The organism is Geobacillus sp. CAMR5420 (genome assembly GCF_000691465.1).
Classification (GTDB): Bacteria; Bacillota; Bacilli; order Bacillales; family Anoxybacillaceae; genus Geobacillus; species Geobacillus thermoleovorans.
Window position 1 is genome coordinate 66,247 of record NZ_JHUS01000057.1, and the last position, 14,444, is coordinate 80,690.

Consider the following 14,444-nt stretch of genomic DNA (forward strand, 5'->3'; position numbering starts at 1 on the left):
CGACTGATGCTGACGAACGAACAGCTTGCCGCCCTCCGCTCAAGACTGCTCGACATGAAACGGGAGACGGAAGACCGGCTGAAGCAAAACGACCATTTCGGCATGATCCGCAGCCACGCTCACGATGCGGTCGGTGAGCTGGCGAGCTACGACAACCATCCGGCCGATGAGGCGACAGAGCTGTATGAGCGGGAAAAAGATCTCGCCCTAAAGGAGCATGCCGAGCGCGAACTTCGCGAGATTGAACAGGCGCTTGGCGCCATCGTCGACGGCACATACGGAACGTGCTGCGTATGCGGTCGTCCGATCCCATACGAACGGCTCGAAGCGTTGCCAACAGCACTCTACTGCCGTGAGCACAGCCCGGATCAAACGGTGTCGCAAAAGCGGCCGCTTGAAGAGGGCGTGCTGATGCCGCCGTTTGGCAAATTCGATTTCGATGACCGCGCGGAATCGGTCGCTTACGACGCGGAAGATGCATGGCAGGAAGTAGCCCGCTACGGCACGTCCGACACCCCTTCGGACCTTGGCAAAAACGTCGATTCCTACAGCGAAGTGTATGCCGAGTCGGAAGAGAACGTCGGCTATGTCGAAGACTTGGAAAATTTCGCGGCCGTCGATTTGCATGGCCAACGCGTACGTGTGTACCCGACACGGGAGCATGAGCTGCTGGAAAACATATTGGATGACGAAGGCATCATGTCGAACATCGGCGATTTGCCGGCGTATGAAAAAGACCCGTATACATCGAAAGACAGCTACCGCCGGTACGATGAAAGACCGTCCCAGCAGCATTTTGGGGAAACGACTCCATGAAAAAGGCCATCGGCAAGATGGTCTTTTTTGTGAAACAGGCCAATGCCGTTTTCCGTAGTACAGAGCAGAACGTTATATGATCCTAATGGAGGCGAAATGATGAACGCACATGAGATCGATTACCGGCTGTACGGCGATGACATGCAGTTTGTCGAAATCGAGCTCGACCCATACGAAAGCGTGGTCGCGGAAGCGGGCGGGATGATGATGATGGATGACGGCATCGTCATGGAAACCGTATTTGGCGACGGCTCCTCGTCCGGAAAAGGGCTGCTTGGCCGCCTTGTCGGCGCGGGGAAGCGGCTGCTCACCGGCGAAAGCTTGTTCATGACCGTGTTTACCAACCAAGGAAGCGGCAAGCGCCGCGTCGCCTTCGCCGCTCCGTATCCGGGAAAAATCATCCCGGTCGATTTGAGCAAACTTGGCGTGAAGCTCATCTGCCAAAAAGACTCCTTTTTGTGTGCGGCAAAAGGCGTCTCCGTCGGCATTGAGTTTCAGCGCAAACTCGGCGCTGGCTTTTTCGGCGGCGAAGGGTTTATTATGCAAAAGTTGGAAGGTGACGGGCTTGCCTTTTTGCACGCCGGCGGAACGATCCACCGCCGCGACTTGCAGCCCGGGGAAACGCTTCGCATTGACACCGGCTGCCTTGTCGCCATGACGAAAGACGTCAACTACGATATTGAATATGTCGGCAGCATCAAAACCGCCTTCTTCGGCGGCGAAGGATTGTTTTTGGCCACCGTCACCGGTCCGGGAGCAGTGTGGGTGCAGTCGCTTCCGTTCAGCCGGCTCGCTGACCGCGTCCTCGCTGCCGCCCCGAGCGCCGGCGGACGGTCGGTCGGCGAAGGCAGCATCCTCGGCGGCATCGGCGACTGGCTCGACGGCGACGACTAAGCGAGAAAGGGCGCTCCGGCCAAACGGAACGCCCTTTTGCTTTTATGCCTTCTCCCTCGAAATTCCCTAAAAGGACGATGATTGAGTCAACTACCCCCACTTCGCTAACGCTTGAAGTGGGGGCTTGCAACTCCCCAGAAGTGCGAGCGGACTTGGTCCTCCTTCCTTGACTTGGGGTTGCATCAGGGGCAGGTTGACAACTGCCCAACGACGCAGGTCATGCCTGTGTCGTTCCTTCAACGATGTACTCTATTCCTTTTCGTTGAAGGTTCATGGCACCAATGCGGTCATCGTTTGAGGTATATCCGCATGTTCGGCAACAAAAGGTGTGTGTACGCTTGTTTCGATTGGCTTTTTCCGTATGCCCGCACTTTGGACATGTCAAAGAGGTGTAATGCGGAGCAACCACAATCACTTTTGACCCATGCAAACGTGCCTTATACTCTAACAGTTGACGGAACTGATAGAAAGCCCACGATACGGTTTCATATCGGTCATGGATACGTACACGTTCTGTTTTTTCACGAATGCCTGTTAAATCTTCTAATACAAAAAGGGTACGTTCTCCATATTGACGAACGAGTGCCTTCGTGACAGCATGGTTCACATCCGTCATCCAACGGTTTTCTCGTTGTCCGATTGTTTTCAACTTCCGACGCGCAGAAGCCGTCCCTTTTTGCTGGAGGGTTTTTCGCATTCGTTTGTACTTGGCACGCATATGCTTGATTTTTCGTCCGTTAAAAAAGATCGTTTTCCCTTGCGAATCATAAGCTGTTGCAAGAAAGTTAACCCCTACATCAACACCGACCACTTGGCGAATGTTGTGTTCATCTACGGTTGGAATTGTTTTGGTCATGGGGATGTGCAAAAAGAATTTGTTATGCTTGTAGACGAGTTTGGCTGTGCCAAACGTCCATGAGCCATCAAAATATTGTTCCATGCCTTTTGGTTCGAATGGCACTTTGATTCGTCCTTCTAGTGTATTGACAGAAAATACGCCTTGAACAAGCGAATAATCTCGATTCCAAACGAGATCATATTCAGGCTTTTTAAAGCGAACCAATGTCCATTCATGACCATTGCTTTTTAGGGAACGGTATCTAGCGATCACCGTTTTAATCACAGATTGCGCCATTTGCGAACGCAAAGCGTAGTTTGATCGAAGTAGACGATAGGTCATGTCGTGTAACTTGGCTTGTGCAAGCACTTTTGTGTCAAAAATCACAACAGACACAGCGTTGCACGCTTGTCGATAAGCGGAAAGGGTGGCTTTCAATACTTCTGCTTGTTCCGCTGTTGGGTAAATTTTGATTTTGGCTGTTAACGTCATGTCCATTTGTCTCACCTCTCTTTCACTAAATATATTTTTTAGTGATACAAAAACACAAAAAAGCGATTCCTCCCCCACTTACTCCCTTTGGTCGTTGAAGTGGGGGTCTCCTCGCCAAAGACGATGAAAAAGCAGCCCAAAAACGTCCTTTCCAACGTCCTTTCCTAAGTTGAGAAACGTTCCCCCGACGGCAAAAGACCCCAAATTTCGGCGGCGTATTCCGCTACGGTCCGATCGCTGGCGAAACGGCCGGAATGCGCGATGTTGACGGCGCTCATCCGCCACCAGCGCGCCGGATCGCGGTAAGCCTCTTCAACCCGCTCGTGCGCCTCGGCGTAGGCGGCAAAGTCGCGCAGCACAAAATATTCGTCGTTTTGCGCCAACAGCGAGTCGTAAATCGGCTCAAAGTAGTCGCCGACATCAGGGAAAAAGCCGTTGATGAGCTGGTCGACAACTTGCTTGATCCGTTTGTCATGATGGTAATACTCATGCGCCCGATAGCCTCCGTGTTCGTAGTAGCGGAGCACTTCATCGGCCGTCAGCCCGAACAAAAACATGTTGTCCTCCCCGACGGCTTCCGCGATTTCGACGTTCGCTCCATCCAGCGTGCCAAGCGTAACGGCGCCGTTCATCATAAACTTCATGTTGCCCGTCCCGGACGCTTCTTTGCTGGCTGTTGAGATTTGTTCGCTCACATCGGCGGCCGGAATGATTTCTTCCGCGAGCGATACGCGGTAATTTTCCAAAAAAATGACCTTCAGTTGCTCGTTCGTCCGTTTATCGTTGTTCACCTGATCCGCCACCGAATGGATGAGCTTAATGATCCGCTTGGCGTAGTAATAGCCTGGCGACGCTTTCGCTCCGAAAATGAACGTGCGCGGGTGGATCGAAACACGCGGGTCTTCTTTCAGCCGATTGTATAAATGCATAATGTGCAAAACGTTTAACAACTGCCGTTTATAAGCGTGCAGCCGTTTCACTTGGACATCAAATATCGACGATTCGTCGACAACAATGCCCGTTTTTTCGGAAATGTGCTTGGCAAGCTTCATCTTCCGCTGCTGTTTGACCGCAGCTAACGCCTGCTGAAACGCCGGATCGGAAGCATAAGACTTCAGCTCAATCAATGCTTCCGGCTCGCGGATCCAGCGCGGACCAATCGTTTCCGTAATCAACGCCGACAGCTCAGGGTTGGCTTTCAACAGCCAGCGCCGGTGCGTCACCCCGTTCGTTTTGTTGTTGAACTTGTGCGGCGCCCATTCGTAAAACAAGCGCATCTCCCGCTGTTTCAAAATCTCCGTATGCAGTTTCGCCACGCCGTTGACGCTATGGCTCGCAACGACGGCCAAGTGCGCCATTTTCACCATCCCGTGGGCGACGATGGCCATTTGTTCAATCCGCCCCCAATCGCCGGGATAACGTTCCCACAGCTCGCGGCAAAACCGTTCGTTGATTTCCTCGACAATCATATAAATGCGCGGCAACAGCGGCTGAAACAGACGAATCGGCCATTTCTCCAACGCTTCCGCCAGCGTCGTATGATTCGTGTACGCGATCGTATGGGTCGTAATGTGCCAAGCCTCTTCCCAGCTCATCCCTTCCTCATCGAGCAAAATGCGCATCAACTCCGGAATCGCGAGCACCGGGTGCGTGTCGTTGATATGAATGGCGACATATTCATGGAGGCGGCGCAAGCTCCCGTGCTGGCGGCGATGGGCGCGAGTGATGCTGCCGAGGCTGGCGGCGGCGAGAAAATACTGCTGCTTTAACCGCAGCAGTTTGCCTTCATCGTGCGTATCGTCCGGGTACAAAAACTCCGAAATGGCTTCCGTCTCCCGCTTGTATTGCATCACATCTTTATGAAGCGGGAACGTTTTCGCCGGCTCGGCGCTCCAAAGCCGGAGCGTGTTGACCGTGTTCGTCCCGAAGCCGATGACCGGCATATCGTACGGCACAGCCATCACGTTTTCGCTGTCGACATGGCGGAACACAAGGCGGCCGTTTTGTTCCGACACCTCGACCCTTCCCCAGAAGCGAACTTCGACCGCCAGCTCTTCTTTCCGGATTTCCCAAACGTTCCCGTTTCGCAGCCATTGCTCCGGCAGCTCGACTTGATAGCCGTCAACGATTTTTTGATCAAACAGCCCGTGTTTATAGCGAATGCCATGGCCGTGGCCCGGTAAATTCAATGTGGCGAGCGAGTCAAGAAAACAGGCGGCGAGCCGCCCCAGCCCGCCGTTGCCAAGCCCAGCGTCCGTTTCGCATTCCTCGACGTCTTCGAGGCGGATGCCGAGCTCGCGAAGCCCCTCTTCGACCATCGGGCGGACGCCGAGGTTTAACAAGTTGCTTCCGAGCAAACGGCCGAGCAAAAACTCGATCGACAAATAGTACACCTGCTTCCGCCGCTCCGCCCGGCAGCGCTCGTTCGTCGCGATCCAATGGCGGCTGATATGTTCGCGCACCATCTGGCCGAGAACGTGATAATGATCGCGCGCCGTCGATTCGGCAAACGGTTTGCCGCACAACGCCTCGACCCGCGCCACAAACGCCCGTTGAAACGTTTCTTTATCCGCGAACAAGCGCGTCTTCCCCCTTTTTGTTCAGCTGTTCGTACGCTTTTCGATACTCCCTCGCCGACCGGCGCCAGCTGTAATCGCCGCGCATCGCCCGCTCCATGAGCCGCTCCCAGACAGATGGCTGGCGGTAGAACGACAGCGCCCGGCGGATCGTGTACAACATGTCGTGGGCGTTAAAGTTCGTAAAACTGAACCCGTTCCCTTCTCCTGTGAATTCATTGTACGATTGCACCGTATCGTTCAGCCCGCCCGTTTCCCGAACGATCGGAATCGTCCCGTACCGAAGCGCGATCATTTGGCTCAGCCCGCACGGTTCAAACAATGACGGCATTAAAAACAAGTCCGCGCCCGCATAAATTTGATGGGCGAGCGGTTCGTGAAAGCCGATGTACACCCCGACTTTGTCCGGATAGGCCGCCGCCATTTGCGAGAAAAACTGTTCAAACCGCCAATCCCCCGTTCCAAGCACAACAAGCTGCATCTCTTCCTGCATCAGATCATGGAAGACGCACGTGACTAAATCGAGCCCTTTTTGCGCCGTCATTCGCGTCACCATCGCGACAACGGGCGCATCATCCCGCTCTGGCAGACCGAACCGCCGCTGCAGGGCGCGCTTGTTGAGTTTTTTTCTTTCCCGCGTATGTACGCTATAGGTCGCCGCTAAAAACGGATCGGTTTCCGGGTTGTAAAACTCGTCGTCAATGCCGTTTAAAATGCCAAGCAAATCATCCCGCCGCGCCCGCAACAGCCCGTCAAGCCGCTCGCCGTAATAAGCGGTTTGAATCTCTTCTTTGTACGTCGGGCTGACCGTCGTGATCAAATCGGAGGCGACAAGCGCCCCTTTCATAAAGCTGACGCTTCCGTAAAACTCGAGATGGTCGACGGTGAAATACCGTCCGTCCAAATTCAACAAATCCTCTAAAATCCCGCGCGGAAACAGCCCTTGAAACTGCAAGTTGTGAATCGTAAAGATCGTGCAGATATCCGCATAAAACGGATCATGACGGTATTGCTCGCGCAAGAAAAACGGAATCATGCCGGTGTGCCAGTCATGGCAATGAATGATGTCGGGCTGAAACGAAATCGCCGGAAGCGCGTCCAGCACCGCCCGGCAAAAATAAGCGAACCGCTCGCCGTCGTCATCATGGCCGTACAGCTGCGGCCGTTTGAAATAGTATTCGTTGTCGATCAAGTAATAGACGACCCCGTCATGCTCGAGCTCCTCAACGCCGCAATACTGGCGGCGCCACCCGACTGGCACGACGAACTCCGCCACTTTGTCCATTCGTTCTTTCCACTTTGAAGCGATTGTTTCATACTTGGGCAACATGACGCGGACATCGACGCCAAGCCGGCGCAGCTCTTTCGGCAGCGCGCCGGCGACGTCGGCCAATCCTCCCGATTTGGCAAACGGGGCGCATTCTGATACGGCAAACAGCACGTTCATCGATTCACGACCTCCCCTTGCACCGTTCCTTTGCGAACGACAAACGGCCGCTCCGCCGTCCCTTGCAAAACGACCCCCGGTTCGATTTTCGCGTCTTTGTCGACGATGACGCCATCAAGCACACAACCATCGCCGATTTGGCATTTTTGCATAATGATGCTGTTCTTCACAACGGCTCCTTTGCCGATTTTCACGGAACGAAACAAGACGCTGTTTTCCACCGTTCCTTCAATGACGCAGCCGTTGGCGATCATCGAGCGCTTCACATTCCCTTCCCGCCGGTATTTCGTCGGCGGCTCGTCTTTCACTTTCGTATAAATCGGCCGCGATGGAAGAAAAAGCTGCTCCCAAGCGCTTCGGTCAAGCAGCTCCATGCTTGCCTGAAAATAGCGGGCGAGCGAATCGATGACGGCCGCATACCCGCTGTATTCATAGTCGCAAATGGACAGCGAATGGCGGTCGTCATGAATGACATCGACGATGCTCCGATAGCCGTGGTCTTTGTAGCCGGCGATCAAATCAAGCAGAAGAGACGTCTCCAACACGTACATCTCCAGCGGCTCGCCGCGATGGCAAATTCGCGTCACATCGCAGCCGCGTTCGATATGGCGCTCGAGGACGGCGTCAAAGTCGATGTTGCACACCGTGTAGCTATTGACGATGACCGCATACTTTTGCCGACTCCGCAAAAAATAGTCGATATGCTGCTCAAAATGGGCAAACGCCCCGACCCGGCGCTCACCGGAAAACAACAAGTCCGGCGATGGGAAGAAAAACAATCCGTCCCGCTTTCGGTTTAAATCCCAATTCTTCCCTGATCCTAAATGGTCCATCAGCGACCGATATTGGTATTTCGGAAAAATCGCGACGCTTTCAATGCCGGAGTTGACCATGCTTGAAAGCACGAAATCAATGAGCCGATACCGCCCGGCAAACGGCACCGCTGCGATTGAGCGTTGCTCGACAAGCGGCGCCATTGCCTCCATATACGTGGTCGCGTCGATGACGCCCAACATCATGTTGTTGTTCATTGTGCTCCATCCTTCCTTGCGGTGTCCTTATTCCGTTGCTTGATCCACTCGGTCGTTACGAGCACGACGTCATCATCAGCATCGCCCGGGCTCACAGTCGAATGCGGCGGGATGACGATCTCCGGAGTGACGATCGCTCGCTCGACATACGCTCCTTCACCAACTGTTGCCCCTGGCATAATGACGGATTCTTTCACAACCGCTCCCTTGCCGATGCGGGCGCCTTGAAACAGCACTGAGCGCTCCACCGTTCCTTCCACGACGCATCCCTCATTGATGAGAGAATCGCTCACTTCCGCCTCGGGAGCGATGTATTGCGGCGGCTGGTTCGGGTTGACCGAATAAATGCGCCACGAGCGGTCAAACAAGTCAAGTTCATTGTGTTCATCGAGCAAATCCATGTTGGCTTCCCACAAGCTTTTGACGGTGCCGACATCTTTCCAATAGCCTTTGAACGGATAGGCCACGAGCCGCTTGTTCTCCCGAAGCAGCCGCGGAATCACATCTTTGCCGAAGTCGTGCGACGAATGCGGGTCGGCGTTGTCGATTTGCAAATACTCCCTCAATAACGGCCAATTGAAAATGTAAATGCCCATCGATGCCAAATTGCTTTTCGGATTGGCCGGCTTTTCGGCAAATTCGACAATCTCCATGTTTTCATTCGTGTTCATAATGCCGAATCGGCTCGCCTCTTCCCACGGCACTTCAATGACGGAAATCGTTGCATCCGCCTGTTTGGCGATATGGTAGTCGAGCATCTGCTGGTAATCCATCTTGTAAATATGATCGCCAGACAGCACGAGAACGTAATCCGGGTCGTATTGTTCAATATAATTCATATTTTGATAAAGGGCGTTCGCTGTGCCTTCGTACCATTTGACGCCGGACGAGGCGGAGTAAGGGGGAAGGACGGTGACGCCCCCGTTTCTTCGATCTAAATCCCATGCGCTTCCGATGCCGATGTACGAGTGCAAAAGAAGCGGCTGATATTGGGTCAACACCCCGACTGTGTCAATGCCCGAGTTCGTGCAATTGCTCAACGTAAAATCAATGATCCGGTACTTCCCCCCAAACGGCACGGCTGGTTTCGCGATGTTTTTCGTCAGCGAGCGAAGCCGGCTTCCTTGCCCGCCGGCCAATAACATGGCGATGCACTTCTTCTTCATTCTGCTTTCTCTCCCCTCGTTTTTGCACTGGCCGCAAAATGGAAATGCCAAACGGCGGAATCGTCATGCGCACATGGTACGGTTTTCCATGAAACGGCTCATGGAAAGCGGAAAGCCGCTTCGAATTGACATGCCCTGATCCGCCAAACTCCGCTGCATCGCTGCTCAGCACTTCGCGGTACGGCGCCAAAAGCGGCACGCCGACTTTGTAATCGTCATACGCCTGATTTGTGAAATTACAAACAATGACCAGCACATCACCTTCTTTTTTCCCCCGGCGGATGAATGAGAAAATACTTTGCTCGGCATTATGAACGTCAATCCATTCAAACCCCCTCGGATCATGATCAAGCTCGTAAAACGGCTTATACCGTTTATAGCAGGCGATCAGCTGCTTCACATATTCGTCCATTTTCCGGTGCAATTCAAAATCGAACAGCACCCAGTCGAGCTCTCCCTCAAACTTCCATTCATCAAACTGGGCAAACTCACTGCCCATAAACAGCAGCTTTTTCCCAGGGTGGGCCATCATGTAGCCATACAATAGGCGCAGCTGGGCGAACTTCTCTTCGTACGACCCAGGCATTTTATTGAGCAGCGATTTTTTGCCATGCACAACTTCATCATGGGAAAATGGCAAAATGAAATTTTCTGAATACGCATAAAGGAGGGAAAAGGTGACTTGATTGTGTGCATGCTTCCGCTCATGCGGCGGCGTTTCCATATACTTCAGCATGTCGTTCATCCAGCCCATGTTCCACTTGTAGTTAAAGCCAAGCCCGCCGTCATACGTCGGCGCCGTCACCCGCGGCCAATCGGTCGAATCTTCAGCGATCATCAAGACGTTCGGGTCATAGGCAAACACCGCCTCATTCAACTGGCGCAAAAACTCGACCGCATACGGATTTTCATAGAGCCGGTCGTTGTTCGGCCAATAAAGCATATTGGCGACCGCATCGACGCGAAACCCGTCCACATGGTAATACTCCAGCCAAAACAACGCATTGGAGATCAGAAAGCTGCGCACTTCCGGCTTGCCCAAGTCAAAATTCGCCGTCCCCCAGACGTAATTTTCTCGGTCTTTTTCATTCGCGTATTCATACGTCGGTGCGCCGTCAAACATGTACAGCCCGTGGGCGTCCTTGCAAAAATGCCCCGGCACCCAGTCGATGATGACGCCAAGCCCCGCTTGATGGCAGCGGTCGACGAAATACATGAAATCGTGCGGCGTGCCATAGCGGCTTGTCACCGAATAATAGCCGGTCCCTTGATATCCCCACGAACGATCGAGCGGATGCTCGACAAGCGGAAGCAGCTCAATGTGCGTAAATCCACGCTCTAGCACGTACGGGATAAGTTCGTCGGCCATCTCACGGTACGTCAAAAAACGACCTTCCTTTTTCTTCCACGAACCGAAATGGAGCTCATAAATGACCATCGGCTGCTCGTAAATCCGCTTTCGCCGCTTCTTCCGCTGCCAAGACTGATCGTTCCACTGGTATCCTTTCAGATCGTAGACAATCGAGGCGGTGTGGGGGCGCAATTCGGAGCAAAACGCGTACGGGTCCGCTTTCAGCAGCACCCGCCCATCCGGCGTGACGATCTCATACTTATACAAATGCCCTTCCAAGTTTTCCGGGACAACGATCGTCCATACTCCTTCATCGTTCACTTTGGTGAGGCGGAACTTCGCCCCGTCCCAGCCGTTAAAGCTGCCGACCAGGCGCACGTCGCGCGCATGCGGCGCCCAGACGCAAAAGCGGGTGGCGGCCCTTCCGCCCTCATCGATCACGTGGGCGCCAAACAGCTCGTAGCTTTTATGCAAGCTGCCTTCATGAAACAAATACACTTCCAAATCCGTCGGATTCGCCGCAATCAAGCTGGATCGCATCCTTTCCGAAGCAAAATGATGGCCATACACAACATTGATTCCTATTCGCCAGTAGCAGGGTTCATTCCTTGAATGCTTCGTCTATATTTTTAGACAAATTCCAACAACCGCTGTTTCTGGATGTCGAAATTTCATTTGCACACAGGCGGATTTTTATATTATAATATATATAAGTTGATAATTATTATAAATAACGGAGGTGCATTATGGCTCCAACACTGTACGATTTTCATCATCTCCCGCACGTCAAAACGCAAAATGAATCGAAAAAAGCGCTCTGGGTGACGCTTTTGTTGACCATGTTTTTCACCGCCGTCGAAATCATTGGCGGACTGATTTCCAACTCACTCGCCCTCTTGTCCGATTCGGCCCATATGGCATCCGATGTATTGGCGCTTGGCTTAAGCATGGTCGCCCTCTACATGGCGACGCGCCCGCCGAACCGTCGGTTTACGTTCGGCTTTTTGCGGTTTGAAATCATCACATCGTTTTTGAACGGGCTGACGTTGGCCGTCATTGCGCTGTGGATTTTATGGGAAGGCATTCAGCGTTTTCTCCATCCTGAACCGATCAACTTTCGCCTCATGCTCGGGATCGCAGCGATCGGCCTCGTCGTCAACTTGACGTTGACCATCGTCTTAAGCCGGAGCACGAAAGAGGAAGACAATTTGAACGTTCAGAGCGCCCTTTGGCATTTCATCGGCGACTTGATTAGCTCGATCGGCGTCATCGTTTCCGCGCTGCTCATTTACTTCACCGGCTGGACGGTGTTCGACCCGATCATCAGCTTAGTGATCGCCGCCATCATTTTCACAGGCGGGGCGAAAATTATGCGCGAATCGTATCTCATCTTAATGGAAGCCGTGCCAGATGGGTTCGACCTCGAACAAATCCGCGCCGATATTCGAAAGATCGAAGGGGTCGAAGACGTGCACGACATGCACTTATGGGCCATCTCAACCGACCATTACTCGCTGTCGGCTCATGTGTTTGTCAACGAACGTATCCAGCCGCTATGCGTCATCTTGGCGGTGAATGAAATGTTGAAGGAAAAATACGGAATCGAGCACGCCACCATCCAGGTGGAGCACGCCATGCTCCATGACCATGGCCGCTATGGCCGGGCGTTTTTGGAGAAAAAAGCTTCCCATGAATAGGAAATGCCGCCTCTGCTTTGAATGGCATGGGCGGCTTTTTCGTTTGTCCATTTTCCCTTTCAAACAAAAAGGAATCAATACGATCCGCGGCGAACATATAGAGTCATCATGCCGAAGGAAGGGATGCCTCATGGGAATCGGAACGATCTTCGCGTTTTTAGGCGTCGCCGTTTTGCTTACGTTAGCGCCAGGGCCAGACATTTTGTTCGTCATCGCCCAAAGCCTGTCCCAAGGCAAACAGGCGGGCATCGCCACCGCGCTCGGGCTGTGCACCGGCCTGCTTGTCCACATCAGCGCAGCCACGCTTGGCGTCTCGGCTGTCATTTACCAATCCGCCTTGGCGTTTGCCATCGTCAAGTACGCCGGCGCCGCGTATTTGCTGTACTTGGCATGGCAGGCGTTCCGCGAAAAAGACAGCAGTCTCGCCTTTGGGCGGCAGAAGCCAATGGCATACGCCTCGCTGTACAAAAAAGGCATTGTCATGAACGTGCTCAACCCGAAAGTGTCGCTCTTCTTTTTGGCGCTCCTGCCGCAGTTCGTTGATCCGTCAGCGGGCCGCGTGCCGCAACAGATGTTGCTTCTTGGCGCCGTCTTTCTCGCTCAAGCGCTCGCCGTCTTCACCTTGGTGAGCATCGGCGCGGAAAAACTGCGCCATTGGCTCTTGGCCAACACCGCCATCACGAAGCGAATCCATTGGCTCAAAGGCGCCATCTTCGCCCTAATCGGCATTCAAATCGCCTTCAGCGAGCGTTCGTAGCGGTGCGCGGCCAGGAGCGGCCGCTCCTTTCTGCGAGCAGCCCCCAACACCTCTTTTACTCAAAAAAGCGCCGCGCCTCCTAGAGAACTGGTGAAAAACGACCGATTTCGCCGAATCCGTTGCTTTTGGGTGAAAGAGAGGCGTTGATTTTACAGGACTTCTCAATTTGAGAAGAGTCCGTTTTTCGCGACTTTTCACTAATTCACCGGCCTTCTAGAAGACCGGTGAAAAACAACGGATTCGCTCGATTTGCGAGAAGTCGAAAGGGATAAAGTTATGGTGTTGCAAGGTTTTTCAATTTGAGAAACGCTGTTGGGGAGCAACATTTCCCCTTAAATCACAAGTCTTCTAGGAGAAGCAACGGCAGAAATAACAGCACATCGGGACCAAATGACAAAAGATTGGGCATTTCAACCAAAACCAACATGGCGGCCTTTCTCTCGCAGGCCGCCATCCGTTTGTATTGTTCCCGCTGCGGCTTCATGAGCCTGACGCCAAGCGGCAACAACCTCATTCCCTTGTCGCTCACGTTCTCCCTCCTTGTCACTCCGGCCGCCGCACCGAAGCGCAAACCGGCGCAATAGAAAGGAAGGAAATGCTCATCGAGCGATCTCCCCGCACTCATCCGCCGAACCTACTTGACAAAGCGGGCCATCAAAATCAAATCCCAATACGTCCCGTCATCGATTTTTGCAGCTTTTTTCTTCACGCCTTCTTCCACAAATCCAAACTTTTGATACAATCGAATCGCGTTCGTGTTGTCAGCGACGACTTCGAGGCAAACTTTTTCAATCAAAGGATTTTCTTTTGCCCAATCAAGGAGCGCTGCAAGCAACGCCGTGCCGATCCCCTGGTCTCGAAAGCCGTTTTTCACGCTCATGCCGAAAGACCCTTGGTGCTTCGTCCGCTGCTTATTACCGTTATGAAAATCCAAAAACCCGATGATGTCCCCTTCCTGCTCGGCGACAATCGCCAGCTTTCCGGGATCATCAGCCATTTGTTGCAGCCATTGCCTTTGCCGCTCGCTTGTCGTCACCACTTCCGCTTCTGTCGTCAACAAATACGGCGCTTCCGCCGCCACCGCCTTCACAAACGCGACGACACGCTCGGCATCCTCAGGCGATGCCGTCCGTATAACAATCGGTTGGCCGCTTGCCGTCACCAACCGCCTTGGCTGGATGTTTCCCATAGGAAATCCCCCTTGCTTTTTGTTCCCCGGCCCAAAAGTCGTGTACGGTCCCGAACAATTGCGAACAATTGCATGATCATCGTTAATCAAATCATCGATTCCCCAAGGGACCCACATGTTACAACGATTATGCCATATACTTATGAAACATTTCTACTCATAAAAAAATCGGAGTCAGTCAAGACTTTGT

General features: G+C 53.1%; 12 protein-coding genes. 4 read left to right on the plus strand and 8 right to left on the minus strand.

Annotated features, from left to right (window positions below; translation table 11 throughout):
* Window positions 1–6: 6 nt before the first annotated feature.
* Together DI44_RS02740 and DI44_RS02735 are read left to right on the plus strand one after the other, a co-directional pair.
* Entirely contained in the window at window positions 7–816 is an 810-nt protein-coding gene (locus tag DI44_RS02740) for a yteA family sporulation protein (RefSeq protein WP_033026057.1), read from the plus strand.
* Between the two features lie 99 nt (window positions 817–915).
* Window positions 916–1,710 (plus strand): TIGR00266 family protein, encoded by a 795-nt coding sequence (locus DI44_RS02735; protein ID WP_033026060.1) that lies wholly within the window; start codon window positions 916–918, stop codon window positions 1,708–1,710.
* A 217-nt stretch (window positions 1,711–1,927) separates the two neighbouring features.
* On the opposite strand, the gene DI44_RS02730 is transcribed toward DI44_RS02735, so the two are convergent.
* The 6 genes from DI44_RS02730 to glgB form a co-directional block, all read right to left on the minus strand.
* Complete coding sequence (locus DI44_RS02730) at window positions 1,928–3,046, minus strand: RNA-guided endonuclease TnpB family protein (protein WP_033026062.1); 1,119 nt, start codon at window positions 3,044–3,046, stop codon at window positions 1,928–1,930.
* Between the two features lie 158 nt (window positions 3,047–3,204).
* A complete protein-coding gene (locus DI44_RS02725) occupies window positions 3,205–5,619 on the minus strand; it encodes a glycogen/starch/alpha-glucan phosphorylase (RefSeq protein ID WP_033026067.1) in 2,415 nt (804 codons plus the stop codon).
* Window positions 5,606–7,063, minus strand: a complete 1,458-nt coding sequence (gene glgA, locus DI44_RS02720; RefSeq protein WP_015375683.1) for a glycogen synthase GlgA — start codon at window positions 7,061–7,063, stop codon at window positions 5,606–5,608. The genes DI44_RS02725 and glgA overlap by 14 nt, the downstream gene beginning before the upstream one ends.
* The gene (locus DI44_RS02715; RefSeq protein ID WP_033026068.1) at window positions 7,060–8,094 is read right to left on the minus strand and encodes a sugar phosphate nucleotidyltransferase; all 1,035 of its coding nucleotides are present in this window, start codon (window positions 8,092–8,094) and stop codon (window positions 7,060–7,062) included. The genes glgA and DI44_RS02715 overlap by 4 nt, the downstream gene beginning before the upstream one ends.
* Window positions 8,091–9,260: a glucose-1-phosphate adenylyltransferase gene (locus DI44_RS02710; protein ID WP_015375685.1), complete on the minus strand. Its 1,170-nt coding sequence runs from the start codon at window positions 9,258–9,260 to the stop codon at window positions 8,091–8,093. Before DI44_RS02710 ends, DI44_RS02715 begins: the two co-directional genes overlap by 4 nt.
* Entirely contained in the window at window positions 9,142–11,151 is a 2,010-nt protein-coding gene (gene glgB, locus DI44_RS02705; RefSeq protein WP_241766396.1) for a 1,4-alpha-glucan branching enzyme, read from the minus strand. The genes DI44_RS02710 and glgB overlap by 119 nt, the downstream gene beginning before the upstream one ends.
* A 206-nt stretch (window positions 11,152–11,357) precedes the next feature.
* On the opposite strand from glgB, the gene DI44_RS02700 reads away from it, so the two are divergent.
* Together DI44_RS02700 and DI44_RS02695 are read left to right on the plus strand one after the other, a co-directional pair.
* Window positions 11,358–12,308: a cation diffusion facilitator family transporter gene (locus DI44_RS02700; protein WP_013144385.1), complete on the plus strand. Its 951-nt coding sequence runs from the start codon at window positions 11,358–11,360 to the stop codon at window positions 12,306–12,308.
* Between the two features lie 130 nt (window positions 12,309–12,438).
* Window positions 12,439–13,065, plus strand: coding sequence for a LysE family translocator (locus DI44_RS02695; RefSeq protein ID WP_033026070.1), 627 nt, complete (start codon window positions 12,439–12,441; stop codon window positions 13,063–13,065).
* Window positions 13,066–13,402: 337 nt separating this feature from the next.
* Here DI44_RS02695 and DI44_RS02690 read toward each other — a convergent pair whose 3' ends face one another.
* Both DI44_RS02690 and DI44_RS02685 read right to left on the minus strand, forming a co-directional pair.
* Entirely contained in the window at window positions 13,403–13,594 is a 192-nt protein-coding gene (locus tag DI44_RS02690) for a hypothetical protein (protein ID WP_021322722.1), read from the minus strand.
* A 105-nt stretch (window positions 13,595–13,699) separates the two neighbouring features.
* Window positions 13,700–14,254: a GNAT family N-acetyltransferase gene (locus tag DI44_RS02685; protein ID WP_025038906.1), complete on the minus strand. Its 555-nt coding sequence runs from the start codon at window positions 14,252–14,254 to the stop codon at window positions 13,700–13,702.
* Window positions 14,255–14,444 lie beyond the last annotated feature (190 nt).

Bases quoted from the DNA above. Each gene is read 5' to 3' on its own strand.
- DI44_RS02710 (WP_015375685.1), bottom strand. From the start codon at position 9,260: ATGAAGAAGAAGTGCATCGCCATGTTATTGGCCGGCGGGCAAGGAAGC.
- glgA (WP_015375683.1), bottom strand. From the start codon at position 7,063: ATGAACGTGCTGTTTGCCGTATCAGAATGCGCCCCGTTTGCCAAATCG.
- DI44_RS02730 (WP_033026062.1), bottom strand. From the start codon at position 3,046: ATGGACATGACGTTAACAGCCAAAATCAAAATTTACCCAACAGCGGAA.
- DI44_RS02695 (WP_033026070.1), top strand. From the start codon at position 12,439: ATGGGAATCGGAACGATCTTCGCGTTTTTAGGCGTCGCCGTTTTGCTT.
- glgB (WP_241766396.1), bottom strand. From the start codon at position 11,151: ATGCGATCCAGCTTGATTGCGGCGAATCCGACGGATTTGGAAGTGTAT.
- DI44_RS02685 (WP_025038906.1), bottom strand. From the start codon at position 14,254: ATGGGAAACATCCAGCCAAGGCGGTTGGTGACGGCAAGCGGCCAACCG.
- DI44_RS02715 (WP_033026068.1), bottom strand. From the start codon at position 8,094: ATGAACAACAACATGATGTTGGGCGTCATCGACGCGACCACGTATATG.
- DI44_RS02700 (WP_013144385.1), top strand. From the start codon at position 11,358: ATGGCTCCAACACTGTACGATTTTCATCATCTCCCGCACGTCAAAACG.
- DI44_RS02740 (WP_033026057.1), top strand. From the start codon at position 7: ATGCTGACGAACGAACAGCTTGCCGCCCTCCGCTCAAGACTGCTCGAC.
- DI44_RS02735 (WP_033026060.1), top strand. From the start codon at position 916: ATGAACGCACATGAGATCGATTACCGGCTGTACGGCGATGACATGCAG.